The organism is Streptomyces fradiae ATCC 10745 = DSM 40063 (assembly GCF_008704425.1).
In the GTDB taxonomy this organism is placed as follows: domain Bacteria; phylum Actinomycetota; class Actinomycetes; order Streptomycetales; family Streptomycetaceae; genus Streptomyces; species Streptomyces fradiae.
Genome location: NZ_CP023696.1, coordinates 2041350 through 2065299, shown reverse-complemented (window position 1 = coordinate 2065299; position 23950 = coordinate 2041350). Strand labels below are relative to the sequence as shown.

At 73.0% G+C, this 23950-nt stretch carries 21 protein-coding genes and 1 tRNA gene; 20 read left to right on the top strand and 2 right to left on the bottom strand.

What is annotated here, in order from left to right; all coding sequences use genetic code 11:
* Positions 1-11 precede the first annotated feature (11 nt).
* From CP974_RS09310 to CP974_RS09250, 12 genes are all read left to right on the top strand, one after another.
* Complete coding sequence (locus CP974_RS09310; protein ID WP_031128574.1) at positions 12-398, top strand: hypothetical protein; 387 nt, start codon at positions 12-14, stop codon at positions 396-398.
* 738 nt (positions 399-1136) lie between these two features.
* The gene (rplU, locus tag CP974_RS09300) at positions 1137-1457 is read left to right on the top strand and encodes a 50S ribosomal protein L21 (RefSeq protein ID WP_017944922.1); all 321 of its coding nucleotides are present in this window, start codon (positions 1137-1139) and stop codon (positions 1455-1457) included.
* 14 nt (positions 1458-1471) lie between these two features.
* A complete protein-coding gene (gene rpmA, locus CP974_RS09295) occupies positions 1472-1726 on the top strand; it encodes a 50S ribosomal protein L27 (RefSeq protein ID WP_010476314.1) in 255 nt (84 codons plus the stop codon).
* Between the two features lie 134 nt (positions 1727-1860).
* A complete protein-coding gene (obgE, locus tag CP974_RS09290; RefSeq protein ID WP_031128573.1) occupies positions 1861-3297 on the top strand; it encodes a GTPase ObgE in 1437 nt (478 codons plus the stop codon).
* Between the two features lie 245 nt (positions 3298-3542).
* On the top strand, positions 3543-5888 hold the full coding sequence (locus CP974_RS30080; RefSeq protein WP_031128571.1) for a glycosyltransferase family 4 protein: 2346 nt from the start codon (positions 3543-3545) through the stop codon (positions 5886-5888).
* A 322-nt stretch (positions 5889-6210) separates the two neighbouring features.
* The gene (locus tag CP974_RS09280) at positions 6211-7722 is read left to right on the top strand and encodes a bifunctional cytidylyltransferase/SDR family oxidoreductase (protein WP_031128569.1); all 1512 of its coding nucleotides are present in this window, start codon (positions 6211-6213) and stop codon (positions 7720-7722) included.
* A gap of 139 nt (positions 7723-7861) precedes the next feature.
* On the top strand, positions 7862-10012 hold the full coding sequence (locus CP974_RS09275; protein ID WP_051838902.1) for a hypothetical protein: 2151 nt from the start codon (positions 7862-7864) through the stop codon (positions 10010-10012).
* Positions 10013-10311: 299 nt separating this feature from the next.
* Entirely contained in the window at positions 10312-11448 is a 1137-nt protein-coding gene (gene proB / locus CP974_RS09270) for a glutamate 5-kinase (protein WP_085921314.1), read from the top strand.
* 180 nt (positions 11449-11628) lie between these two features.
* Positions 11629-12093, top strand: coding sequence for a DUF8830 family protein (locus CP974_RS09265; RefSeq protein WP_398654082.1), 465 nt, complete (start codon positions 11629-11631; stop codon positions 12091-12093).
* 275 nt (positions 12094-12368) lie between these two features.
* Complete coding sequence (locus tag CP974_RS09260; RefSeq protein ID WP_031136524.1) at positions 12369-13670, top strand: glutamate-5-semialdehyde dehydrogenase; 1302 nt, start codon at positions 12369-12371, stop codon at positions 13668-13670.
* 99 nt (positions 13671-13769) lie between these two features.
* Positions 13770-14345: an SCO2584 family spore wall biosynthesis protein gene (locus tag CP974_RS09255; protein ID WP_031136522.1), complete on the top strand. Its 576-nt coding sequence runs from the start codon at positions 13770-13772 to the stop codon at positions 14343-14345.
* A 502-nt stretch (positions 14346-14847) separates the two neighbouring features.
* Positions 14848-16107, top strand: a complete 1260-nt coding sequence (locus CP974_RS09250; RefSeq protein ID WP_031128238.1) for an SCO2583 family membrane protein — start codon at positions 14848-14850, stop codon at positions 16105-16107.
* Between the two features lie 155 nt (positions 16108-16262).
* On the opposite strand, the gene CP974_RS09245 is transcribed toward CP974_RS09250, so the two are convergent.
* A complete protein-coding gene (locus CP974_RS09245) occupies positions 16263-17348 on the bottom strand; it encodes a M48 family metallopeptidase (RefSeq protein WP_031128239.1) in 1086 nt (361 codons plus the stop codon).
* Between the two features lie 214 nt (positions 17349-17562).
* Here CP974_RS09245 and CP974_RS29575 point away from each other — a divergent pair, with 214 nt between their 5' ends.
* The 8 genes from CP974_RS29575 (at position 17563) to CP974_RS09215 (ending at position 22391) form a co-directional block, all read left to right on the top strand.
* Positions 17563-17727: a hypothetical protein gene (locus CP974_RS29575; protein WP_031128240.1), complete on the top strand. Its 165-nt coding sequence runs from the start codon at positions 17563-17565 to the stop codon at positions 17725-17727.
* Between the two features lie 53 nt (positions 17728-17780).
* Positions 17781-18401 (top strand): nicotinate-nucleotide adenylyltransferase, encoded by a 621-nt coding sequence (nadD, locus tag CP974_RS09240; protein ID WP_031128241.1) that lies wholly within the window; start codon positions 17781-17783, stop codon positions 18399-18401.
* 19 nt (positions 18402-18420) lie between these two features.
* Complete coding sequence (locus tag CP974_RS09235; protein WP_031128242.1) at positions 18421-20466, top strand: LCP family protein; 2046 nt, start codon at positions 18421-18423, stop codon at positions 20464-20466.
* A gap of 69 nt (positions 20467-20535) precedes the next feature.
* Positions 20536-21003 carry a ribosome silencing factor gene (gene rsfS, locus CP974_RS09230; protein ID WP_051838857.1) on the top strand — a complete coding sequence of 156 codons (468 nt, stop codon included), beginning with the start codon at positions 20536-20538 and terminating at the stop codon, positions 21001-21003.
* Positions 21000-21653 (top strand): histidine phosphatase family protein, encoded by a 654-nt coding sequence (locus CP974_RS09225; RefSeq protein WP_031128244.1) that lies wholly within the window; start codon positions 21000-21002, stop codon positions 21651-21653. Before rsfS ends, CP974_RS09225 begins: the two co-directional genes overlap by 4 nt.
* 73 nt (positions 21654-21726) lie before the next feature.
* A tRNA-Ala gene (locus CP974_RS09220) sits at positions 21727-21799 on the top strand.
* Between the two features lie 190 nt (positions 21800-21989).
* On the top strand, positions 21990-22154 hold the full coding sequence (locus CP974_RS29570) for a hypothetical protein (protein ID WP_162887744.1): 165 nt from the start codon (positions 21990-21992) through the stop codon (positions 22152-22154).
* Positions 22155-22157: 3 nt separating this feature from the next.
* A complete protein-coding gene (locus tag CP974_RS09215) occupies positions 22158-22391 on the top strand; it encodes a hypothetical protein (RefSeq protein WP_031128245.1) in 234 nt (77 codons plus the stop codon).
* A gap of 115 nt (positions 22392-22506) precedes the next feature.
* Here CP974_RS09215 and CP974_RS09210 read toward each other — a convergent pair whose 3' ends face one another.
* Positions 22507-23811: a glycosyltransferase 87 family protein gene (locus CP974_RS09210; protein WP_031128246.1), complete on the bottom strand. Its 1305-nt coding sequence runs from the start codon at positions 23809-23811 to the stop codon at positions 22507-22509.
* Positions 23812-23950 lie beyond the last annotated feature (139 nt).

The following is a 23950-nucleotide window of genomic DNA, read 5'->3' as shown; positions in this document are numbered from 1 at the left end:
GGTGAGGTCGCATGTATAGGAGGGTTCGCCTCAGGCGTTCGGGTGAAAGCTACGTACTCAGCCTCACTCCGGCCCAATTCGAACTGGCCAGAAGGGTGCTTGTGGATCTTTATGGCGGCAGTCACTCCTTGGAAGTGGTGGGCGTCGTGGCCGGTGACGCGTCGGCGGAACTCCTCGAACTGAGGGGCCGAGAGGTGGACTTCCAGTCCCTCTCGAGCATTGAGGTGCCGTTGAGTCACTCCGATCTGCGGGTGCTGTATGGGGCCCTAGCGTTCGCCTTCTTGAATCGCTCATCGGAAGAGGCGTTTCACAACAGGTACGGCTTCTACAGTGAGAATGTTCAGGCTGTGGGGTGGGCGATCTGTGCGGCTCTCCAGGGGGCAGAGAGTTCGATGTAGCGATTCTTCCCGGGACTGAACTGAATGCTTGTCCTGGGTTCACATTTCCAGAGGGTTAGCCCAGTTCGAAACTGCTCGCGCAATGGGAAGTTCTCGGAGCTGGATTCAATTTCCCTGGGATTCCAGCACAGGTGTGAAGCCCCGTCAGGTTTGCCCTGGCGGGGCCTCTGCGCGGGGTGAGGGCCGTAACTGACGGCAGCGGACGAGGGCGGTGCAAGGCGGCGGTTCTTCGTCATCGAAGCAGGCCGTCTCTGTGATCCCAGCACTGCTGAGCGCGGTGCTGAGGGCATCGATGGCGTCTCGCTGGAGGCGGAGGAGGACGTGGGCGTCGACGGTGGCGGTTGCGCCGATGTGCTTGGCCGAGGGGCCCCTTGATCACGGCGAGGTCGACGCCCCGTTCCAAGGGCCAGGCGGCGGTCGAGTGCCCGAAGGCGGGGTGAGCCCTCTTCGGTGGCGGTGATGGGGCGGTCGCGGTTGTGGCGGCGGGTCCGGGGGCGGCTCACGGCCGGGTGGGGTCCCGGCGGCCCGGCCGTCGCCCGCCCCGGCCCGGTTTGACCGGTCAGGGTGGGGCGCCTAGTCTTGACCGTCGGCGTGTTTCCATGCGCGCCAGCTCCTGAGCACCTTCCCTCCCGGCCCAGGTCGGGGGAGGCCGTCTCGACCATCCGGTTCAGTCGCGGGCCCCGGCCCGTGCGGGCGGCTGGCGTCAGGGGTTTCCGTTACGAGCGAGGAGAGATCCGCGTGTACGCCATCGTGCGCAGCGGTGGTCGCCAGCACAAGGTTGCTGTCGGCGACATCGTTGAGGTTGACAAGATTTCCACTGCCAAGGTTGGCGACACGGTCGAGCTCTCGACCCTGCTCGTTGTCGACGGCGACGCCGTGACCAGCGACCCGTGGGTCCTGGCCGGGATCAAGGTCCAGGCCGAGGTCGTGGACCACCACAAGGGCGCCAAGATCGACATCCTGCGCTACAAGAACAAGACCGGCTACCGCCGTCGTCAGGGCCACCGCCAGCAGTACACGGCGATCAAGGTCACGGCGATCCCCACGGCCGCGAAGTAAGGGACTGAGGAGACATGGCACACAAGAAGGGCGCATCGTCCACCCGGAACGGTCGCGACTCCAACGCTCAGCGGCTCGGCGTGAAGCGCTTCGGCGGTCAGGTCGTCAACGCCGGTGAGATCCTGGTCCGCCAGCGCGGCACCCACTTCCACCCGGGCGCGGGCGTCGGCCGCGGCGGCGACGACACGCTGTTCGCGCTGCAGGCCGGTTCGGTGCAGTTCGGCACCTTCCGCGGTCGCAAGGTCGTGAACATCGTCCCGGTCGCCTGATCGGACGCTTCGCGAGGGCGGGCCTCTCCTCCCGTACGGTGTACGCCGTGCGGGAAGAGGGTCCGCCTTTCGCGTGTTACAGCTGAGACACCTCGTACGTTTCTTTCTTTCCGCACCGCTGGAGGCACCCCACCATGACCACCTTCGTGGACCGCGTCGAGCTGCACGTCGCCGCGGGTAACGGAGGCCACGGCTGTGCCTCCGTCCACCGGGAGAAGTTCAAGCCGCTCGGCGGCCCCGACGGCGGCAACGGCGGGCGCGGCGGGGACGTGATCCTCGTCGTCGACCAGTCCGTGACCACGCTGCTCGACTACCACCACTCCCCGCACCGCAAGGCCACCAACGGCAAGCCCGGCGAGGGCGGCAACCGCTCCGGCAAGGACGGCCAGGACCTCGTCCTGCCGGTGCCGGACGGCACGGTCGTCCTCGACAGGAACGGTGAGGTCCTCGCCGACCTGGTCGGCCACGGCACCCGGTACGTGGCGGCGCAGGGCGGCCGCGGCGGCCTCGGCAACGCCGCGCTGGCCTCGGCCCGCCGCAAGGCGCCCGGCTTCGCGCTGCTCGGCGAGCCCGGCGACTTCCAGGACATCGTCCTGGAGCTGAAGACCGTCGCCGACGTGGCGCTGGTCGGCTACCCGAGCGCCGGCAAGTCCTCGCTGATCTCCGTGCTGTCCGCCGCGAAGCCGAAGATCGCCGACTACCCGTTCACCACTCTCGTGCCGAACCTCGGCGTCGTCACCGCGGGCTCCACCGTCTACACGATCGCCGACGTGCCCGGCCTCATCCCCGGCGCCAGCCAGGGCAAGGGCCTCGGCCTGGAGTTCCTGCGCCACGTCGAGCGGTGCAGCGTCCTGGTGCACGTCCTGGACACCGCCACCCTGGAGTCGCAGCGCGACCCGCTGTCCGACCTGGACGTCATCGAGGAGGAGCTGCGCCAGTACGGCGGGCTCGGCGAGCGGCCCCGCGTCGTCGTCCTCAACAAGGTCGACATCCCGGACGGCAAGGACCTCGCCGACATGGTGCGCCCCGACCTGGAGGCGCGCGGCTACCGCGTCTTCGAGGTGTCGGCCGTCGCCCACCAGGGCCTGAAGGAGCTGTCGTACGCCCTCGCGGAGATCGTCGCCCAGGCGCGCGCCGCGAAGCCGAAGGAGGAGGCGACCCGCATCGTCATCCGCCCGAAGGCCGTGGACGACACCGGCTTCACCGTCACGCGGGAAGAGGACGGCCTGTACCGGGTGCGCGGCGAGAAGCCGGAGCGCTGGGTCCGCCAGACCGACTTCAACAACGACGAGGCCGTCGGCTACCTCGCCGACCGCCTCAACCGCCTCGGTGTCGAGGACGAGCTGATGAAGGCCGGTGCCCGGGCGGGCGACGGTGTCGCCATCGGCTCCGAGGACAACGCCGTCGTCTTCGACTGGGAGCCCACGCTCATGGCGGGTGCCGAGATGCTCGGCCGCCGCGGCGAGGACCACCGCTTCGAGGCTCCGCGGCCCGCCGCCCAGCGCCGCAAGGACCGCCAGGCCGAGCGGGACGAGGCGGAGCGCGAGTACGACGAGTTCAACCCCTTCTGACCGACGCCCTTCTGACGCCGCGTCGGGTGATACTGACGGCGCGTCAGGGGGGCTTCGGCCGCCCGTGAACGGCGGGGCCGCCCGGTGGCGGCCCCGCCGTTCACGTGCGCGCCGCCGCCCGGCGCGCGCGGTCCGGGCCTCGGCCCGAGAATGGTGCCTGGTCCGTACAACCTTTTCCGGAGCGGCACCGTCTAGCTGTCCGGGCGACCGCGCGGTGCGCCCTCACGTACACACATGGGGCATCGGTGAAGATCTCTTTCCTCATCCACACCGTCTACGGCATCGGCGGGACCATCCGCACCACGCTCAACCTCGCCGAGGAGCTCGCCGACCAGCACGAGGTCGAGATCGTCTCCGTCTTCCGGCACCGTGACATCCCCCTCTTCACCATCGACCCGCGCATCACCGTCGTCCCCCTGGTCGACACCCGCCCCGCGTCGCCGACGTGCGAGAAGGAGCACCCGGACCAGCTCGCCCCCGCCGCGTTCTTCCCCCGCACCGAGGCGCGGTACAAGGAGTACAGCAGGCTCACCGACGAGCGGGTCCGCGCCCACTACGCACGCTCCGACGCCGACGTGGTGATCGGCACCCGCCCCGGACTGGTCGCGTACGTCGCGCAGTTCGCCCCCGACGGCGCGGTGCTCATCGGCCAGGAGCACATGACGCACAACCACCACAAGCCCGCCCTGCGCGAGGAGATGCGGCCCCACCTCGAAGCGCTCGACGCGTTCGTGACCGTCTCCGAGGGCGACGCCCAGGTGTGGCGCGAGCAGATGAAGCTGCCCGGCACCCGTGTGCTGTCCATACCGAACAGCGTCCCCGAGCCCATGGTCGCGCCGTCCGACCAGTCCGGCACGACCGTCGTCGCGGCCGGGCGGCTCTCCTCGGAGAAGCAGTACGACGTACTGATCCGCGCCTTCGCCCAGGTCGTCGCCGTACGGCCCGAGTGGACACTGCGCATCTGCGGCTGGGGCACCGAGCGGGACAGGCTGCGCCGCCGCATCGAGAACCTCGGCCTGCACGACCACGTCCTCCTCATGGGCCCCCGCTCGCCCATCGAGCCCGAATGGGTCAAGGGCGCCATCGCCGCGTCCACGTCACGGCACGAGTCCTTCGGCATGACGCTCGTCGAGTCCATGCGCTGCGGCGTCCCCATGGTCAGCACCGACTGCGACTACGGTCCCCGCGAAATCATCAAGGACGGCGAGGACGGGCTGCTCGTACCGGTCGGCGACGCCGACGCCGTGGCCGCCGCGCTGCTGCGGCTGATCGAGGACGAGGGGCTGCGCCGCCGCATGGGCGAGGCCGCCCGGCGCAACGCGCGGCGCTTCGACCCGCCGGTCATCGCCCGGCGGTACGCCGACCTCTTCGCGGAGCTGGGCGCGGGCGGCCGGGCCCGGCCCCGGCCCGTCCCCGCGGCGACGGCGACTGCCGGGGCGGAGACACGGCCTGCCGCCGCCGGCGCTCCGGACGGTGCCCGCGGCCACGGGGACGCGCCCGGGGACGCGCCCGGGGACGCGTACGGGAACGCGCTCGGGGACGTGCACGGGGACGTGCACGGTGGAGCGACGGCCGGGCCGGACGAGAGCGCGCGCGAACACCCGGCCGACGCCGGGGAACAGCGCCCCGGCCCCGAGAACCTCGCCCCCGAGAACCCCGTGCCCGAGGACCCCGGCCCCGAGAACCCCGCGCCCGGGGACCCCGCCCACGAGGACCCCGCCCCCGTCGCCGACTGCGTCGCCGAGGCGGACGGTTCGCTCACCGTCACCGTGATCTCCCCGCCCGCCCTGGCCGCCCGCCCCGGCGGCCTGCGCCTCGTCGCCGTACTCCAGGGCCGGGGCGGAAACCAGAGCGGCGAACCGGTCGAGCGGACGTACGCCTTCCGGCCCGACGCCACCCTCACCATCCCCGCGGGCGCGGACCTCCCCGAGGGGAACTGGGTGTGCCACGTCGAGCAGCCCGCGACCGGCGCGCGCACCCCGCTCACCGCCCGCGCCGTCGACCAGCGCGGATCGCTGCGCCCCGCCGACCGGATGGCCCCCGGCGACGGCGTGCGCCATCTCGTCCCCTACCGCCGCCCCCCGCGGCACCTGCTGGAGCTGCGCTCCTGGGTGCGGCCCGTGCACGCCGAGGCCGGCGCCGTCGGGCTGACCCGCGACCACGCCACCGTCACCGGCAGGCTCCTCGGGCCCGCCACGGACCGGGCCGACCGGCCGGAGCTGGTCCTGCGCCGGTACGACAGCCACGAGGAGGTCGCCGTCCCCGGCACCTGGCTGCCCGGCGACCGGTTCCGGGTGGACCTGCCGTGGGAGGAGCTGGCCGGGCGCCGCCGCCGCGAGCAGGACACGTGGGCGCTGTGGCTGCGGTACGCCCCGGACCGGGCGCCGGTGAAGGTCGCGCGGCTGCTCGACGACATCGTCGCCAAGGCCGACGTCTTCGCGTACCGGCCCGTACGGCGCCACAGGCGGCGCCCCCTGCTGCCGGCGCGCCGCCTGCTGCGGGCCCTGCGGCGGCAGCCCCAGCTCATGGTCGAGCTCACCCTCCGCCACGACGGCCACAACGCCCTGTACGTCAAGGTGACCGACGCGTGACCGGCCGCAGCCGGTGAGGGCTCGCCCGCCAGGGCCGGTGAGGGACCGCCCACCAGCCCGACCCGGCCCGACCCCGGCCCGGCGCGTCCGGCCGGGGACGCCCGCGCCCCGGTCGCGCCCGGTGCACCAGCCCTCCCGCACCGCCGGGCCGTGTGCCGTCCGTCACCACGGCCGCCGCTCCCGCCTCCCGCAACCCGGCTGGCCACACGGTGAACTGCCGGTGTCCGGCAAGAAACCGCCCCCTCCGTCCCGCCTTGCGGGACGGTCACGGAGGGTGCGACCATCAGCCCGTCCCCGAGCCATAGCAAGGTAGGTCGTCCCTGTGTCTGCGCCTTCGTCCGCGCCTCGTGAAGCCAAGACCCGCACCACCGCCGTCGTCCTCGCGGGCGGGACCGGCCAGCGCGTGGGACTGTCCATCCCGAAGCAGCTGCTGAAGATCGCGGGCAAGCCGGTCATCGAGCACACGCTCACCATCTTCGAGCAGGCGGAATGCGTCGACGACGTCATCGTCCTGATGGCGCCGGGCTTCGTGGCCGACGTCGAGAAGATCGTCGCCAAGGCCGGGCTGACCAAGATCACGCGGATCATCGAGGGCGGCTCCACCCGCAACGAGACCACCGAGCGGGCCATCCGCGCACTCGGTGAGGGCCTCGCCGAGGGCGAGGACCTGAACGTCCTCTTCCACGACGCCGTACGCCCCCTCCTGTCACAGCGAGTGATCGAGGACTGCGTGGCGGCCCTCGACCGGTACCAGGCCGTGGACGTCGCCATCCCCTCCGCCGACACGATCATCGTGACCCGCACGCACGGCGAGGACGGCGAGTTCATCACGGAGGTCCCGGACCGCTCCCGGCTGCGCCGCGGCCAGACCCCGCAGGCGTTCAAGCTCTCCACGATCCGCAGGGCGTACGAGATCGCGGCCGGCGACCCCCACTTCCAGGCGACCGACGACTGCACGGTCGTCCTCAAGTACCTCCCGGACGTGCCGATCCACGTCGTGCCCGGCGACGAGTACAACATGAAGGTGACACAGCCCGTCGACGTCTTCATCGCCGACAAGCTGTTCCAGCTCGCCTCCACCGCCGCCCCCGCCCAAGCCGGCGAGGACGCCTACCGCGAGCTCCTCTCCGGCCGCACGCTCGTCGTCTTCGGCGGGTCCTACGGCATCGGCGCCGACATCGCCGTCCTCGCCGAGCGGTACGGCGCCCGCGTCTACGCGCTCGGCCGCTCCACCACCGGCACCCACGTCGAGAACCCGCAGCACGTCGAGGACGCCCTCGCCACCGCGTACGCCGAGACCGGCCGCGTCGACTACGTCATCAACACCGCCGGCGTCCTGCGCATCGGCAAGCTCGCGGAAACCGACAGCGCCACCATCCAGGAAGCCCTGAACGTCAATTACCTGGCGCCCGTACAGATCGCGCGAGCCTCCTACAAGTATCTCGTGGAGACCAAGGGGCAGCTTCTCCTCTACACCTCCTCCAGCTACACCCGGGGCCGCGCCGAGTACAGCCTCTATTCGTCCACCAAGGCGGCCATGGTGAATCTCACGCAGGCCCTCTCCGACGAATGGGCGGCCGACGGAATCCGCGTGAATTGCGTCAATCCGGAGCGCACCGCCACGCCCATGCGGACCAAGGCCTTCGGCCAGGAGCCCGCCGGTACGCTGCTCTCCTCCGAGGCCGTCGCCCGCACCTCCCTCGACGTCCTCCTCTCCGAGCTGACCGGCCACGTCATCGACGTACGGCAGCAGGACCCCACCCGCGCGGCGGGCGAGGCGTCCGGCTTCGAGCAGGCCCTGGCCGCCGTGCTCGACCGTCAGGAAGATGTGTAATACTCACAGGATGTGAATTCCCGGGCCCCCGCATCAGCGAGTGATTCGCGAATGCGGGGGCCCGCTCGGTGAAGCCCGTCTTCACAGAGCGAAACGCCTTATGGAAACAACCGGCATCCCCGTCTGGAGCAGGTTCCACGTGATTTCGACCGTCATTCGACTGGCCCGGGTGGGCAGCAGGTCGGAGCTGGCCGCGGCAGTCCTCCTGGGACTCGCGTTCCCTTGCCTCGCGCTCGCCGCGCTGATCCCGAACATCTGGCTGTTCGCGGGAGCCGGCGCCGCCACCTACGCCGCCGACTGGTACCTGCACCAGAAGAAGAGCCACCTCGTCAACCGCCTCAACAGCGTCCGCGTGGGGCTGCCGATCCGCTTCCTCCTGCGCCAGCTGCTCCTCGTCCTGCTCCTCGCCCGCGAGAACCTCGCCGAGCAGCCGGTCTTCTACGCCGCGGTCGCCTGCTTCCTCCTCTTCTACGGACTCCAGGCCCCGCACGGCGCCCTCGTCGCCTTCATCAGGCTCCGCCGCACCCTGCCGGTGGTCACCCGCAACGTCGACCTGCACGGCGTGCGCATCCCCGACGCCCCGCCGCGCGCCCTCCTGCACCGGGCGGGCGAGAAGATGCTCCACCTCGACCTGCCCGCCGTCGCGGGCGTCGTCACCGCCGTCGTCACCGGCCGCGCCGCCTTCGCGTACGCGGGCATCGCCACCACCCTGGGCCTCGCCGTCCTCTCCATCCTGCTGCTCCTGCCGTACGCCCGCCGCAAGCGCCGCGTCCCCGGCGCCGGCACCGTCCTCAAGGCCGTCGACACCTGGCTGCGCGAGTACCAGCCGACCGTCGCCCTCTACTTCTCCGGCTCCGACGACGCTGCCTACCAGGTCAACATGTGGCTGGACACCATGGAGCAGGTCGACGGACGGCCCATCATCGTCATGCGCGAGCGCAACCTCGTCCCGAAGCTGGGCGACACCGCCGTGCCCGTCCTGTGCATCCCGGGCGGCCAGCACATGATGGCCCGCGACTGGTCCTCGCTCCGCGTCACGCTCTACCCGGCCAACGTCGGCAAGAACATCCACATGCTGCGCGTGCCCACCTCCAAGCACGTCTTCATCGGCCACGGCGACAGCGACAAGCTCGCCAGCGTCAACCCGTTCTCCAAGGTGTACGACGAGGTGTGGACCGCCGGCCGCGCCGGCCGCGACCGGTACGCCCTCGCCGACGTCGGCGTCCGCGACGAGGACATCGCCGAGGTCGGCCGCCCCCAGCTGGCCCCCATCCAGACCTGGACCGGCGCGCCGAAGAACCCGATCCCGACCATCCTGTACGCCCCCACCTGGGAGGGCTGGGACGGCAACCCCGGCAACACCTCGCTCCTCCTCGCCGGCGAGAACATCGTCCGGCGGCTCCTCGACGCCCCCGAGCCGGTCCGCCTCGTCTACAAGCCGCACCCCTTCACCGGCCTGGTGAACAAGAAGGCCAAGGCCGTCGACGAGCGCGTCCGCGCGATGATCACCGAGGCCGCCGCCCGCCGCGCCGCCGACCCGCGCTGGATCCGCGAGGCCGCCGCCGCGCAGGCCGGCCAGGCCGCCGCCCGCGCCGAACTCGCCCGCGTCGAGGCCCGCCTCGCCGCCCTCGCGAGCCCCGGCCGCAAGGGCACCGACGAGGCCGAGACCTCCCGCGTCTCCCTCGCCGACCCGCACCGCCTCGCCGAGGTCAAGCGGCTGCGCGCCGAGTGGAACGACGCCTACTGGCGCTCCTTCGGCTGGTGGGAGCACCGCGTCGTCACCGGCGCCCAGCCCCACCTGTACGACTGCTTCAACGAGTCCGACGGCATGGTCTCCGACATCTCCAGCGTCGTCTCCGACTTCATCGCCAGCGGCAAGCCGTACGCGGTGACCGACTCCGCCGGCGTCGGCGCGGACGAGTTCCGCCGCCAGAACACCGCCGTACGCGCGGCCGTCGTCCTCTCCAACAGCGCCGCCGAACTGGACGAACTGCTCGCCGCCGTCGCCGACCCGGCCGCCGACCGGACGGCCGCGGAGCGCCGCGCCCTGAAGCTGTACCTGCTCGGCCCGGACGAACCCACCTCCCTGGAGCGCTTCAACGCCGCCGTACGCGCGCTCACCGCCAAGGCGGTGGCCCGCAACGAGGGCGTGGCGCAGCGGCTCGCCGGGCAGACCATCGGCGAGCTGGACCGCGAGGACGGCGCCGCGCCGCAGGGCGTCGGCGACGACAGCCCGGAAGCCGTGGCGGAGGAGACCGGCGCCGCCGCCGAACCGACGGCGGTCGGCTGACCACACCCGTGCCCGCGGGCCCAGGCCCGTGCCGGGGTCCGGCCCCGGGCCACGGCCCGCCGCGCGGCCCCGCCCCCGGCTCCCGGCGCGGCCCCGCCCCGGCTCCCCGCGCATCCCCGCGCCCCGGCGACGGCGCCGGGGGCCCGCACCCGCCTCGGAGGGCGCGTACGGGCCGCCCGGCCCCCCTCCGCCGCGGTCCCCCGCGACCCGGCGGGGACCCGCGCCCGGCGTGTCCAGAAAGCTGTCCATCGGATGGAACAGGCGCGCGCCGACGCTCCCCGCTGGCATAGCCTCGCCCCGTGACACAGGCAAGGCAGTACGTGGCGGAAGCCCGCAGGATCGTCGTCAAGGTCGGCTCGTCCTCCCTGACCACAGCGTCGGGCGGACTCGACGCCGACCGCGTCGACGCGCTCGTCGACGTACTCGCCAAGGTGCGCGACGCGGGCGGGCGGGAAGTCGTCCTCGTCTCCTCCGGCGCCATCGCCGCCGGCCTCGCCCCGCTCGGCCTCGACCGGCGCCCCAAGGACCTCGCCCGGCAGCAGGCCGCCGCCAGCGTCGGCCAGGGCCTCCTCGTCGCCCGCTACACCGCGTCCTTCGCCCGGTACGGCGCGCGCGTCGGGCAGATCCTCCTCACCAGCGACGACATGAGCCGCCGCGCCCACTACCGCAACGCCTACCGGACGCTGGAACAGCTCCTCGCCATGGGCGCCATGCCGATCGTCAACGAGAACGACACCGTCGCCACGGACGAGATCCGCTTCGGCGACAACGACCGGCTCGCCGCGCTCGTCGCCCACCTCGTCCGCGCCGACCTGCTGGTGCTCCTGTCCGACGTGGACGGCCTGTACGACGGCGACCCGAGCCGCCCCGGCACCTCCCGCATCGAGGAGGTGCGCGGCCCGCAGGACCTCGAGGGCATCGAGATCGGCTCCGCCGGAAAGGCCGGCGTCGGCACGGGCGGCATGGTCACCAAGGTCGAGGCGGCCCGCATCGCGGCGGCCGCGGGCATCCCCGTCGTCCTCACGTCCGCCAGCCGCGCCGCCGACGCCCTCGCCGGACGGGACACCGGCACGTACTTCCACCGCACCGGGCGCCGCTCCGCCGGGCGGCTGCTGTGGCTCGCGCACGCCTCCGCCCCGCGGGGCGCGCTCATCCTCGACGAGGGCGCCGTACGGGCCGTCGTGCACGGCAGGAAGTCGCTGCTGCCCGCCGGCATCGCCGCCGTCGAGGGCGAGTTCGGCGCGGGCGAGCCGGTCGAGCTGCGCGACGCCCACGGCCGCCCGGTCGCCCGCGGCCTGGTCAACTTCGACGCCAAGGAGATCCCGCAGCTGCTCGGCCGCTCCACCAAGGAGCTGGCGAGGGAACTGGGCTCCGCGTACGAGCGCGAGGTCGTACACAGGGACGATCTGGTCGTCCTCCACCCCTGGAACGGCTGAAAGTCGGGTCAACCCCCGGGAACCTTCGCCAAAACCGCCCCAAGTGCCGTCTGTGACTGGTCAACTTTGTCAGGGGGGTAAGCGGGGTGACAGCACGACAACGCATCAACAGGAGGCCGCCGGTGAGACGAGCGCGCCCAGGGGCTGTGCCCCGCGGGACGACCGAACGTGCCTTGACGAGTGTCGAGGCCGGGGGCCGATTTCGACGACGCCGCCCGCCGGTCCGCGGCCGGTGAGGGCCCGACCGCGGGCACGGACACGCGCAGGGGCCCGGGGACGGCCGACCGCACGCCGGAGCGGCCGCTGTCCAGGCTGTGGCACATCACGCTCTGCGTGTCGGGCCGCGCGGCCCCGCTGGCGGACGTCCGGCGGGCGCTGGAACAGCTCGCCCATGACCATCCGTTCCTGCTGACCAGCAGATACGCCACCGACCACGCCGAGATCCGGTACTGGGAGGAGGCCCGCGACCTGCACGACGCGGCCGCCGTCGCCCTGCGCCTGTGGGGCGAGCACCGGCAGAGCGCCCAGCTCCCGCCGTGGGAGATCGTCGGCCTGGAGGTCATCGACCGCGAGACGTACCACCAGCGCATCGCGGAGGGGTACGGCCCGCCGCCGGCCGCCCCGGTCGGCGTGCACCCGTACTGATTCGGCCACACTGCCCGGCCGGGGGAGCGGCACCCGGCGGCACGCGCCCGGCACCCGTCCGGCACCACCCGGTGCCGGACGCGACGCCGTCGCCCCGCTGCCCCTGCGCGTCCGGCGCCACCCATGCACCCTGCTGGCCCGCCGCCCCCCGGTCGAGCGCGAGACCGCCGGGCCCCGAGAGGCAGAGCCCGCCCTCCTCCCGCTCCATCTCGCAGAGCGGGACGGAGCGGTACATACGGGGGACGGCCCAGGGGGCGGCGCATTACCCTGCGGTCATGACCTCGCAATCCGCCTCCCCGTCCATGAACCCGTACGACGCCATGTCGCCGGTGGCGCAGGCCGCCTACCGGGCCCGTGCGGCCGCCGCCGATATCGCGCCGCTTCCGCGCGCGGCGAAGGACGACGCGCTGCTGGCCATGGCCGACGCCCTCGAAGTCCGCACCGCCGAGATCGTCCAGGCGAACGCCGAGGACGTGGCGAAGGCCCGGGAGGCCGGCACCAGCGAGTCCGTGGTCGACCGGCTCACCCTCACCCCCGAGCGGGTCCGGGCCATCGCCGCCGACGTCCGGCACGTCGCCGCGCTGCCCGACCCGGTCGGTGAGGTCGTCCGCGGCTCCACCCTCCCCAACGGCCTGGACCTGCGGCAGGTCCGCGTCCCGCTGGGCGTGGTCGGCATCATCTACGAGGCCCGGCCCAACGTCACCGTCGACGCCGCCGCCCTCTGCCTGAAGGCCGGCAACGCCGTCCTGCTGCGCGGCTCCTCCTCGGCGTACGCCTCCAACACCGCCCTCGTCCGGGTCCTGCGCGACGCCGTCGGCGGCGCCGGCCTCCCGGCGGACGCCGTCCAGCTCGTGCCGGGCGAGTCCCGCGACTCGGTGCGCGAGCTGATGCGGGCGCGCGGCCTCGTCGACGTCCTCATCCCGCGCGGCGGCGCCTCCCTGATCCGCACGGTCGTGGAGGAGTCCACGGTCCCCGTCATCGAGACCGGCACCGGCAACTGCCACGTGTACGTCGACGCCGAGGCCGACATCGACATGGCCGTCGACATCCTGATCAACTCCAAGGCGCAGCGCGTCAGCGTTTGCAACGCCGCCGAGACCCTCCTCGTCCACCAGGACATCGCCCCCCGGTTCCTGCCGCGCGCCCTGGAGGCACTCGCCGAGGCCGGCGTCACCGTCCACGGCGACGAGCGGGTCCTGCCGTACGCGGAGGGCTCCAAGGCCACCGTCGTCCCCGCCACCGCGGAGGACTGGGAGACCGAGTACCTCTCGTACGACATCGCCGCGGCCGTCGTCGACTCGCTGGACGCCGCCGTGGCCCACATCCGCCTGTGGACGTCCGGCCACACCGAGGCGATCGTCACCACGTCGCAGGCCGCCGCCCGCCGGTTCACCCAGTTGGTGGACTCCACCACGGTCGCCGTGAACGCCTCCACCCGGTTCACCGACGGCGGCCAGTTCGGCTTCGGCGCCGAGATCGGCATCTCCACGCAGAAGCTCCACGCCCGCGGTCCCATGGGCCTGCCGGAGCTCACGTCGACCAAGTACATCGTCACCGGCGACGGCCACATCCGATAGGAGCCCGGCCGGACGGCCCCCGCGGTCCCGTGCGGTCCGGCAGGGGGAGGTTCCGTCCTCTCCCTGCCGAACCACCGCGTCCGGGTCTACCCTGAGACCGTGCCGGACGACGTGGGGGGCAGGCCGTTCCAGGACGGCTGGGAGCCCGACGACGACCGCGGAGGCGCCGACGAGGACTTCGCCTCCGTGGTGTTCGACGAGGACTTCGTGCGGGCCGCCCGGGTCCACGAGCCGACCGCCGTCGAGAGACTGCTCGCCGCCGCCAAGGCCCGCGCCGAGGCCGACGCCGCGAGGGCCCGAGGCGGTCCGCCCCCCGAAGACGACCCGTACGACCCCGACCGCCGCGGCGCGCGCGACGCCCGGCGTGACGGCTCCGACGAGGACGAGTACGCACACGACTCGTACGGCGGCGACGACCCGTACGGCCCCTATGGCGGCGCCCTCCGCCCGTACCGCCCCGGCAACCGCTGGTACCGCCCCGTCGCCTGGCTCGTCGCCCTCCTGATGGGGCTCGGCATGGTCGCCCTGGCCTTCTCCGCCGTGTACCGCGGCTCCTCCGGCGACCGGGACGAGCAGATCCCCGCTCCCGCCAGCAGCGACGTCAACCTCGACGGAACTCCCCCCTCCGCGGCCCACCCCGCGCCGCCCCTCTTCGCCACGCCGACCCCCCACTGACCGGCCACCCCGGCCCACCCCGGAACCGAATGGCCGCCCCGGCCCACGCCCGGAACCGCCGCCCCGGAGCATCCCCGGCCGCCCAGGCGCCCCGCCGAAACGCGTCCCCTCCGCCTCCGCGCAGACAGGGCCGCACCCCGCCCTCCACCGGACCGGCCCCACCCCGCCGCGCCCTCGTCCCCCACCAGCCATCACGGGGCCCCGCCCCCGCCCCCGGCCCCCCGCCCCCCGCCCCCCGCCCCCCGCTTCCCGCTTCCCGCTTCCCACTCCACTCCACCCCACCCCCCCACCCCTGCCTCCCACCCCCCACCCCCCAGCCCCTGACCCGCCCCCGGCCCCGCCCCGCTCCTCACGTCGGCCCCCACCTCGCCCCCCCCACGCCCGCACCGAGCCGGCCCGCCCGGCGTCGGACCGGTGAGCCTCCGGTACGGTCGGCCGCCCCTCCATCCGACGACCCTGTCGGGGGCGTTTACCTCGCCCCCGGCCGACCCACCCTGAAGGTATGGCAGGAGGCGCCGACCCGCCCGACGGAACGCCCGACGGCACACCGGAAGGGCTCCCCGGCAGGGACGAGGACCAGGACCGGCCCGTCGTCTTCGACGAGTCCTTCATCCGTGCTGCCCGCCTCCAGGAGCTGTCCGCCCACGAGCGCATGGGCGACGACACCCCCGCCGTCCGCCGGCGCCCGGGTGCCGAGGCGAACGACCCGGGGCCGGTCCCCGACCTGGACGCCGAGTACGAGTACGCCTACGACCTGCACCACCGCCACTGGCGCTCCAGCCGGCGCCGCTCCCGAGGCCGCCGCCGTCGCGCGGGCGCCGCGCGGCACGCGATCGGGTCACGCGTGGGCGCCCTCATCCTCGTGCTGCTCGTGGCGACGGTCTTCGCCGTCGCGATCCACCTCGGCTCCCGCTACCCCTACCAGCCACCCCCCGACGCCCGCGCCGCACCCCTGCGCGTCACCCTCGTCGCGCTCGCCCCCACCGGCCCCGTGTCCGGCGGCCGCCCCGCCGACCTGTTCGCCCGCAGCCCGGCCGCGCAGTACCGCCCCGGTGCCGCCGGCATCACCCTGCCGCCCGTACGGCGCACCGCCCACTTCACGGAGGGCCAGGTCATGGCCGCCCTCGACACCGCCAAGGCCTTCCTGGTCCGCTCGGCGCTCGACCCGGACACCGTGACCGGCGGCAGCACCCGCCCCGTGCGGCTCCTCGTCGACCCGGACCAGTTCACGCAGTTCGACCGGAGCGTGGAATCCCCGTCCGCCGACGGGCGCCATGCCACCAGCGGATGGCTCATCCGCTTCGACCCCGCCCGAGTGGCCCTGGCCGACCCCGGCATCCGCGTCCGGGGAGCCCTCCAGGCATCCGAGGCATCCGCCGATGTCCTGGAGGTCACCGCCGACCACACCTACACCTACGCGCTGCGGCCCGCCGGCCCGGATGCCGGGCCGGATGCCGCCGGGGACCGCGCCTCGCTGTTCACCGTCCGCCGCGAGGTGCGCTTCCACTTCGACCGCGACGACCTGCGCATGCGCCGCGCGGAACTGGTCACCAGCCACGTCCAGGCCGGCCCCGTGGACTGCGCCGCCGACCTGTCCGGCGCCCTTCGCCCCCTCCTCGCGGGGGAGCGCCCCACGTCGACCACCCCGCCGACCGCCGACCCGTTCGCCGGCACCCCGGCAGCGGCCACGCCCCTGTGCGCCACCCTCCCCACCGGCGCCGCCCCACCCCAGCCGCAGGACCGTGGAGCCACAGAGCCGTAGTACCGCAGAGCCGTGGCGCGGGAGCCGGAGAACCGGTGAGGCGGCAGAGCCGCAGGACCGCGCATGAGCACCTCGCGCGCGGTTCGGGCGGCGGCGCCCCGCAGCCGGGGCGAGGGCCGCCGCGGGCCCGCACCGGCTCCCGCCGCGCCGGACGGTCAGGCCGTGCCCTTGCCGCCGCCGTCCTCCCTGCCGTCGCCGTCCCTGCCCGATCGGCCGCCCGCCGCTCCGCTGAACTTCTCGAACAGCTTGCCGCCGAGGTCGCCGGCGCCGCCGGCTATGTCGCCGACCAGCTTCATCAGCGGATCCTTGCTTCCGCGCACCGTCTGCGCGTAGTGACCGGCCGACTCGCGGAAGGAATCGGTGACGGACGTGTCCTTGTCCTCCGACCGCCTCGGGTAGTGGCCGTCCATGATCCGCTGGAAGTCGCGGCTCTCCGCCCACTTCTTCAGCTCGGCCGCCCGTACCGTCGTGAACGGGTGCGTGCGCGGCAGCACGTTGAGGATCTTCAGCACGGAGTCGCGCAGGTCGCCCGACTCCTCGTACTCCTCGGCCTGCGCGAGGAACGCGTCGACGTTCATCTCGTGGAGATGGTGGCCTCCGGCCAGCTTCATCAGGCCGCGCATCGACGCCTGCAGGTCCTGGCCGACGAGCAGCCCCGCCCGGTCCGCCGACAGCTCCGACTTGCGGAACCACTCCCGCAGCGCCGTGACGATCGCCATGACCGTCACATTACCCAGCGGTATCCACGCCACCTTCAGCGCCAGATTGGTGAGGAACAGCAGCACCGTCCGGTAGACGGAGTGACCCGACAGGGCGTGCCCCACCTCATGGCCGACGACGGCGCGCATCTCCTCCTCGTCCAGCAGCTCCACCAGGCCGGTGGTGACCACGATGATCGGCTCGTCCAGGCCGATGCACATCGCGTTCGGCTTGGGGTCCTGCGTGACGTACATCGACGGGACCTTCTCCAGGTCGAGGATGTAGCAGGCGTCCCGGAGCATGTCGTGCAGGTGGGCGAACTGGGCGTCGCTCACCCGCACGGAGTCGGAGAGGTAGAGGAGTCGCAGGCTGCGCTCGGGCAGCAGCCCGCTCAGTGCCTTGAAGACGGTGTCGAAGCCGCTGAGCTTGCGCAGGGCGACGAGTGCGGAACGGTCCGCGGGATGCTCGTAGGCACGGGAAGAGATGCCGGGGAAGCGCCGGCGGGTCCGGCTCGGCACGTTCTCACGACCGGTCTCTGTCATGGTTGCCCCCACTTTCATACGAGATCTGACTCGTCCCCCTGACAGACCTCAGCCTAGGCGCTGCGTCCCGAGTCCGCCGAGGCTGTGGATAACGGCCTGTGGACAACGGCCCCGCGCACCGCAACGCCTGAGTCGGCGTGAGGGTGCCCGCACCGCCCGCATACGATGTGCGCGAAGTCTCCGCTCCGACTCCGATGGATAGGTCCGACACACGATGAGCAGCCTCCACACCGCCGCCGCCCACCTGGTCACGCTTGCCGAGGGCTCCGAGCACGGCGGCAACCACGAAAGCCTCAACCCGTACCTGACCGGCGCCGGCGCCCTCGTCGCGCTGCTGCTCCTGCTCTGGATCACCACCCGCTTCAACCGCGACCGCTGAGCCGGCGACCGCCGGGACGAGGCCGTACCGCCGTGCCGTTAGGCTCTGCACGCATGGGAGAGCAGGAAGTGCCGAGAAGTCCCGGCAAGCGCCGCCTGGGCGTGATGGGTGGGACGTTCGACCCGATCCACCACGGACACCTGGTGGCCGCCAGCGAGGTGGCCGCCCTGTTCCATCTGGACGAAGTGGTGTTCGTGCCGACCGGGCAGCCCTGGCAGAAGAGTCACAAGACGGTGTCCCCGGCCGAGGACCGCTATCTCATGACGGTCATCGCCACGGCGTCGAACCCCCAGTTCTCGGTGAGCCGGATCGACATCGACCGGGCGGGTCCGACGTACACCATCGACACCCTGCGGGACCTGCGCGCCCTCAACCCGGACACGGACCTGTTCTTCATCACCGGCGCCGACGCGCTGTCGCAGATCATGCCGGGCTGGCGCAACGCCGAGGAGTTGTTCTCGCTCGCGCACTTCATCGGCGTCACCCGCCCGGGCCACGACCTGTCGGACGACGGCCTGCCCAAGGGCGGCGTCTCCCTCGTCGAGGTGCCGGCGCTCGCGATCTCCTCGTCGGACTGCCGGGAGCGGGTCGCGCACGGCGACCCCGTCTGGTATCTGGTGCCGGACGGTGTGGTGCGCTACATCGACAAGCGCCAGCTGTACCGGGGCCAGTGAGCGACGGAGAGGGGCACCGGTGACGGACCAGAACAGCCAGTACGACCCGTACTACCCGCAGCAGCCGCAGATCATCGGCTACGACGAGTACGGGCAGCCGGTGTACCGGCAGCACGAGCAGGCGCAGCAGCCCGAGGCTGCGCCGGAGCACCGGCAGCAGGGGCACGGCGGATACGGGGACTACGACCCGTACGCCCAGGCGGCACCCCAGTACCACCAGGCGCCCCAGTACCCCCAGGCGCAGCAGTACCCCGACTCGTCGGCGTACCCCCAGGAGCAGCGGTACCAGGGCTACGGCGACCAACCCGAGGCCCACCAGCCCCAGGCGCGTCAGCCGCAGGCCCACCAGCCCCAGGCCCACCAACCCGAGGCCCACCAGCCCCACGCCGACCAGCAGCCCTACGCCTACCAGCCCCCAGGGCACCACGGCCACGACGTCCACGACCCGTACGGCGCCCGGCAGTGGCAGACCGAGCAGCACCCGCGGTCCTCGTCGCCGGCACCCACGGCCCCGCACGCGCCCGAGTCCGCCGGCCCGCCGCACACCGCGCCGGCGCCCCGGGACCCGGACACGGCCCCCTCGGCGTCGCCTCCGCGGTCCCGGCGGGCAGCCGGCGCCCGGCAGCAGGCGCGGCCCGCCCCGGTGGCGGCGCCCGCCGGTGTGCCCGGGCAGCGCCGCGCCGCACCCGGGCCGGACGGACCGGCCGACGGCGAGTCCCCGCCGGAGCACCGCCCGGGCGACCGCGGGGACGCACGCGACCGCGGGGACGCACGCAACGAGCGGGACAAGAGCGACGGCGGGGAGTACCGGACCGAGCAGTTCGCCTTCGTCGACGAGTCCGACGAGGAGTCCGAGGACGCCATCGACTGGCTCAAGTTCACCGAGAGCCGCTCGGAGCGCCGCGAGGAGGCCAAGCGGCGCGGCCGCAACCGGATCGTCGCCCTCTGCGCGGTCCTCGCGCTCACCCTCGTCGGCGGCGTCGGCTACCTCTGGTACGCGGGGATGCTGCCCGGCATGTCCGGCGGGGAGGCGCAGCAGGGCGGCGCCGCCGCGACCGGCCCGCAGAAGCGCGACGTGATCGTCCTGCACCTGCACAACACCAAGGACCAGGCCACCTCCACGGCGCTGCTGGTCGACAACGCCACCACCAAGCAGGGCTCCACCGTCCTGCTGCCGAACGCCCTCGCCGTCACCAACGACGACGGGACGACCACCACCCTCGGCAAGTCCGTCGAGGACGACGGCTCGTCCGGGACGCGCGAGGCCATCGGCGCCCTCCTCGGCACGAAGATCACCGGCACCTGGCGGCTCGACACGCCCTACCTGGAGAACCTCGTCGAGCTCGTCGGCGGTGTCGACCTCACCACCGACGCGGAGGTGCCCGCGGCCAAGGAGGGCGACCCGCCGGTCGTGCGGAAGGGCGAGAACCAGACGCTCGACGGGCGCGCGGCCGTCGCCTACGCCACCTACCGGGACCCGGGAGAGTCGGAGGACGCGCAGCTGCAGCGGTTCGGCCAGGTCGTGCAGGGAGTGCTCCGCAAGATGTCGGACGACCCCGAGAGCGCCACCGTGACCGTGCAGTCCCTGGCGCAGATCCTGGACCCGTCCCTTCCGGAGAAGGACCTCGGGGCCTCGCTGGCGAAGCTCGCCGAGCACGCCAAGACCGGTGCGTACAAGACGGCGCTGCTGCCCGTGGAGGGGGACGGGCGGCTCACCGAGGACACCGGCCGGGGCATGGTCGAGGACATCCTCGGCGGCTCCGTCACCGCACCCGAGGCGGGCTCCGTGGTCCGGGTCGGCGTCCGCAACGCCAGCGGCGACGACGACAGCACCGAGACCGCCAGGATCGTCCTGGTCAACGGCGGCTACGCGGTGATCGACGGTGGCAGGGCGAAGGGCACGGCCGGCACCTCCGAGGTCCTCTACGCGGACGAGGAGAAGAGGGCCAAGGCCGAGGAGGTCGCCAAGACGCTCGGGCTGCCCCCGAGCGCCGTCCGCAAGGGCGAGCCGTCGCCGAACGCCGAGGTCACCGTCGTCCTGGGCAAGGACTACGAGGCCGGATGACGGTTGGCCGGGCTGTCGGCGGCACGTGAGACCCTTGAGGTGTCCTTGACCGCCGACGAAAGCCTGCCTGTGACCGCCACCGACCGATCCATCGAGCTTGTCAACGCCGCCGCCCAGGCGGCCGCCGACCGGCTCGCGCACGACATCATCGCGTACGACGTCAGCGACGTGCTGTCCATCACCGATGCCTTCCTGCTCGCCTCCGCGCCCAACGACCGCCAGGTCAAGTCGATCGTCGACGAGATCGAAGAGCGGCTGAACAAGGAGCTGGGCGCCAAGCCGGTGCGCCGCGAGGGCGACCGCGAGGCCCGCTGGGTCCTGCTCGACTACGTCGACATCGTCGTCCACGTGCAGCACAGCGAGGAGCGGGTCTTCTACGCGCTGGAGCGCCTGTGGAAGGACTGCCCCGAGCTGCCGCTCCCGGAGGACGCCGTGAAGACCCGCGGGAAGGCCGCCGAGCACGCCGAGCTCACCGGCGCCGAGGCTTCCGGCCCCGACGGGCGGCCCGGTGGGGAAACGGGCGGTGAGCTGCGCTGAGCGCCACCGGGGGCGGCAGGGGCCGCCGCATCGTCCTCTGGCGCCACGGCCAGACCTCCTGGAACCTGGAGCGCCGCTTCCAGGGCAGCACCGACATCGAACTGACGGCGACGGGGCTCGCCCAGGCACGTCGGGCCGCCCGGCTGCTCGCCGCCCTCAAGCCGGACGCGATCATCGCCTCCGACCTGAAGCGGGCCGCGGCCACGGCCGCCGAGCTCGCCGCGATCACCGGCCATCCGGTCACCCACGACGCCGCGCTCCGCGAGACGTACGCGGGCGTCTGGCAGGGGCTCACGCACGAGGAGATCCTCGCCCGCCACGGCGACGAGTACCGCGCGTGGAAGCGCGGCGAGCCCGTCCGGCGGGGCGGCGGCGAGCTGGAGACCGAGGTGGCCGACCGGGCCGCGCCGCTGGTCCTGGAGCACGCGGCCAAGGTGCCCGAGGACGGCACGCTGGTCGTGGTCAGCCACGGCGGCACGATCCGCACCACCATCGGCCGGCTTCTCGGCCTCGCCCCGCACAGCTGGGAGAGCCTCGGCGGTCTGTCCAACTGCTGCTGGTCCGTCCTGGGGGAGGGCGCACGGGGCTGGCGGCTGCTGGAGCACAACGCCGGCACGCTCCCCGAGCCGGTCCTCGGCGACGACGACTGACCCGGATTTCACTTTCGGGCAGGTGGCAGGCTAAAGTTCTTCTTGTTCGCAGCGCGGAGCGCGAAGAACACGAGGGGCTATAGCTCAGTTGGTAGAGCGCTTGCATGGCATGCAAGAGGTCAGGAGTTCAATTCTCCTTAGCTCCACACTCAAGGATCCCGTCCCCACCAGGGGGCGGGATCTCTGTTTGTCGCCCCGCACCGCCGGGGCAGCCTCCGGGTGACCCGTACCGGAACCCCCGCCCCCGCCTGTCGCCCGACACCGCTCCCGCCACGTCAGGGCCATGGCAGAATCGGACCGCCGGAGGGGGCTACGGACCGGACGAGGGAGTGCGCGATGGCCGCCAGCAGGACCGGGGGACCCACCGCCCGGCTCGCCACCACACGGGCGCGCGACGGCCTCGTCCCTTCCCACCGCGGATTCCCGAACGCCGCCCGGATGCCCGGTGACAAGGGCGGCGTGACCCCCGTCCGCGCGTCCCGCTGCCACAGCTGGAGCTGATCAATGGGTGCACACAGGCGGAAGTGCGACTGGTGTGGCAGTGGCACGCCGATCGTCCGCGACATGGAGCCGGTCAACCCCAAGTACCAGTACTGGTGCGAGGAGTGCGCGCGGGCGCTGATCATCAAGGGTGACCCCATCGAGACGTACCGGGAGCTCGAGGGAGAGCCGATCTACGGGCGCCTGCTCGACGAGCACTGCACCCTCAAGCGCTTCTACTCGTTCGCCACGGCCTGACGGCGTTCCGCCCGCCCGGCGGTCCCGCACGGCCGCCCGCCGACCCGGTCCGGCCTGTACCGGTACCAGCCCCATCCGTCCCGCCGCGCCCGCGGCACCGACGGCGCCCGGCGCGCTATCCGCGACCCCCACCGGCCGGTGCGGCGTCAACACGCCGGTCCCCGGCCGGTGTCCGGACCGCCCATACGGCGAACAGGCCCAACAGCGCCAGCCCCAGCAGCGTGTAGAGGCCGGACGCGAGCATCTGCCAGCCGTTCTGGTGCAGTTCGAGCCGCACCGGAGCCGGTGCGTGCGGCACCCACCACAGGGCGAAGGACCCGAACACCAGCGCCACCCCGGCCGTCCACCGGGGCCGCACGCGCGTGGCGAGAAGGACCAGCGCCGGGACGCACCACACCCAGTGGTGCGACCACGAGATCGGGCTCACCAGCAGGGCCGTGACGGCACACGCCACCACCGCCACCGGCCGGTCCCCGCGCAGCGCCGCCAGCGCCGCCACGGCGAGCCCGGCGACCCCCACCACGGCCGCCGCGACCACCCACCACAGCCCCGGGTCGGTCGTGTGGAGCAGTCGTGCCAGCACCCCGCTCAGCGACTGGTTGGCGGTCTCCTCGGTGCGGCCCACCCGCCCCGTCTCGAAGATCATCTCGGTCCAGAAGCGGCGCGAGTCGTCCGGCAGGACCACCGCGGACACCACCGTCACCAGCAGGAACGCCATCGTCGCGCGCGTGGCCCTGCGCAGCCACTCGTTCCGCCACGACGCCCACGACGACCACGCTGCCCAGCCGTCGCCCCGAGCGCGCAGCACCCCCACGACGAACAGCAGCACCACGAAGAGCCCCGGTGTGAGCTTCACCGCAGTGGCGAGCCCCAGGCCCACACCGACCCAGCGGCTGTCCGCCCGTCGCGTCAGGTCCCACAGCACCGCGACCGCCATGAGCAGGTTGATCTGCCCGTACCGGAAGGTCTGCCACACCGGCTCGCACCACACCAGGACCGCCGCCAGCCACAGGGCCGCCCCCGGCCGGGTCCAGAACGCCCCGCCCCGGAGCGGGGCGGCCGGTCCGAGCGACACCACCAGACGCAGCGACAGCCGCGCCAGCGCGACCAGCAGCAGCAGGTTCAGCAGCGTGGCCAGCGTCCGCATCTCCGGCACGCCGACCAGGGTCAGCGGTGTGAACAGCAGCGCGGCGAACGGCGGATACGTCATCGGGAGGTTCGCCGACGTGGCGCGCATCGCGTACAGGTCGCCGCCCGCCAGGGCGGTCGCCCCCTCGGCCCGGTACACCGACAGGTCCAGCATCGACACATGGGCCGCCCGCTGCGCCACCCAGAAGCAGGCGAAGGACAGCAGACAGGTGCCCAGAGCGGCCAGCGGCAGGCTCCGGACGCGGGTGCGGGCGGTCGCGGTCGCGGTCACATGCGCCGACGCTACCGCCCCTCGCGACCGGGCGGGCCGAGAGGGGGAGAACCGATTTGGTGATTCACCGGGGGGACCGTGTAGTGTTCTCTGTGTCGCCGCGAGGGAAGCCCGCAAGGAAAGCCCGGCAGGCGATACA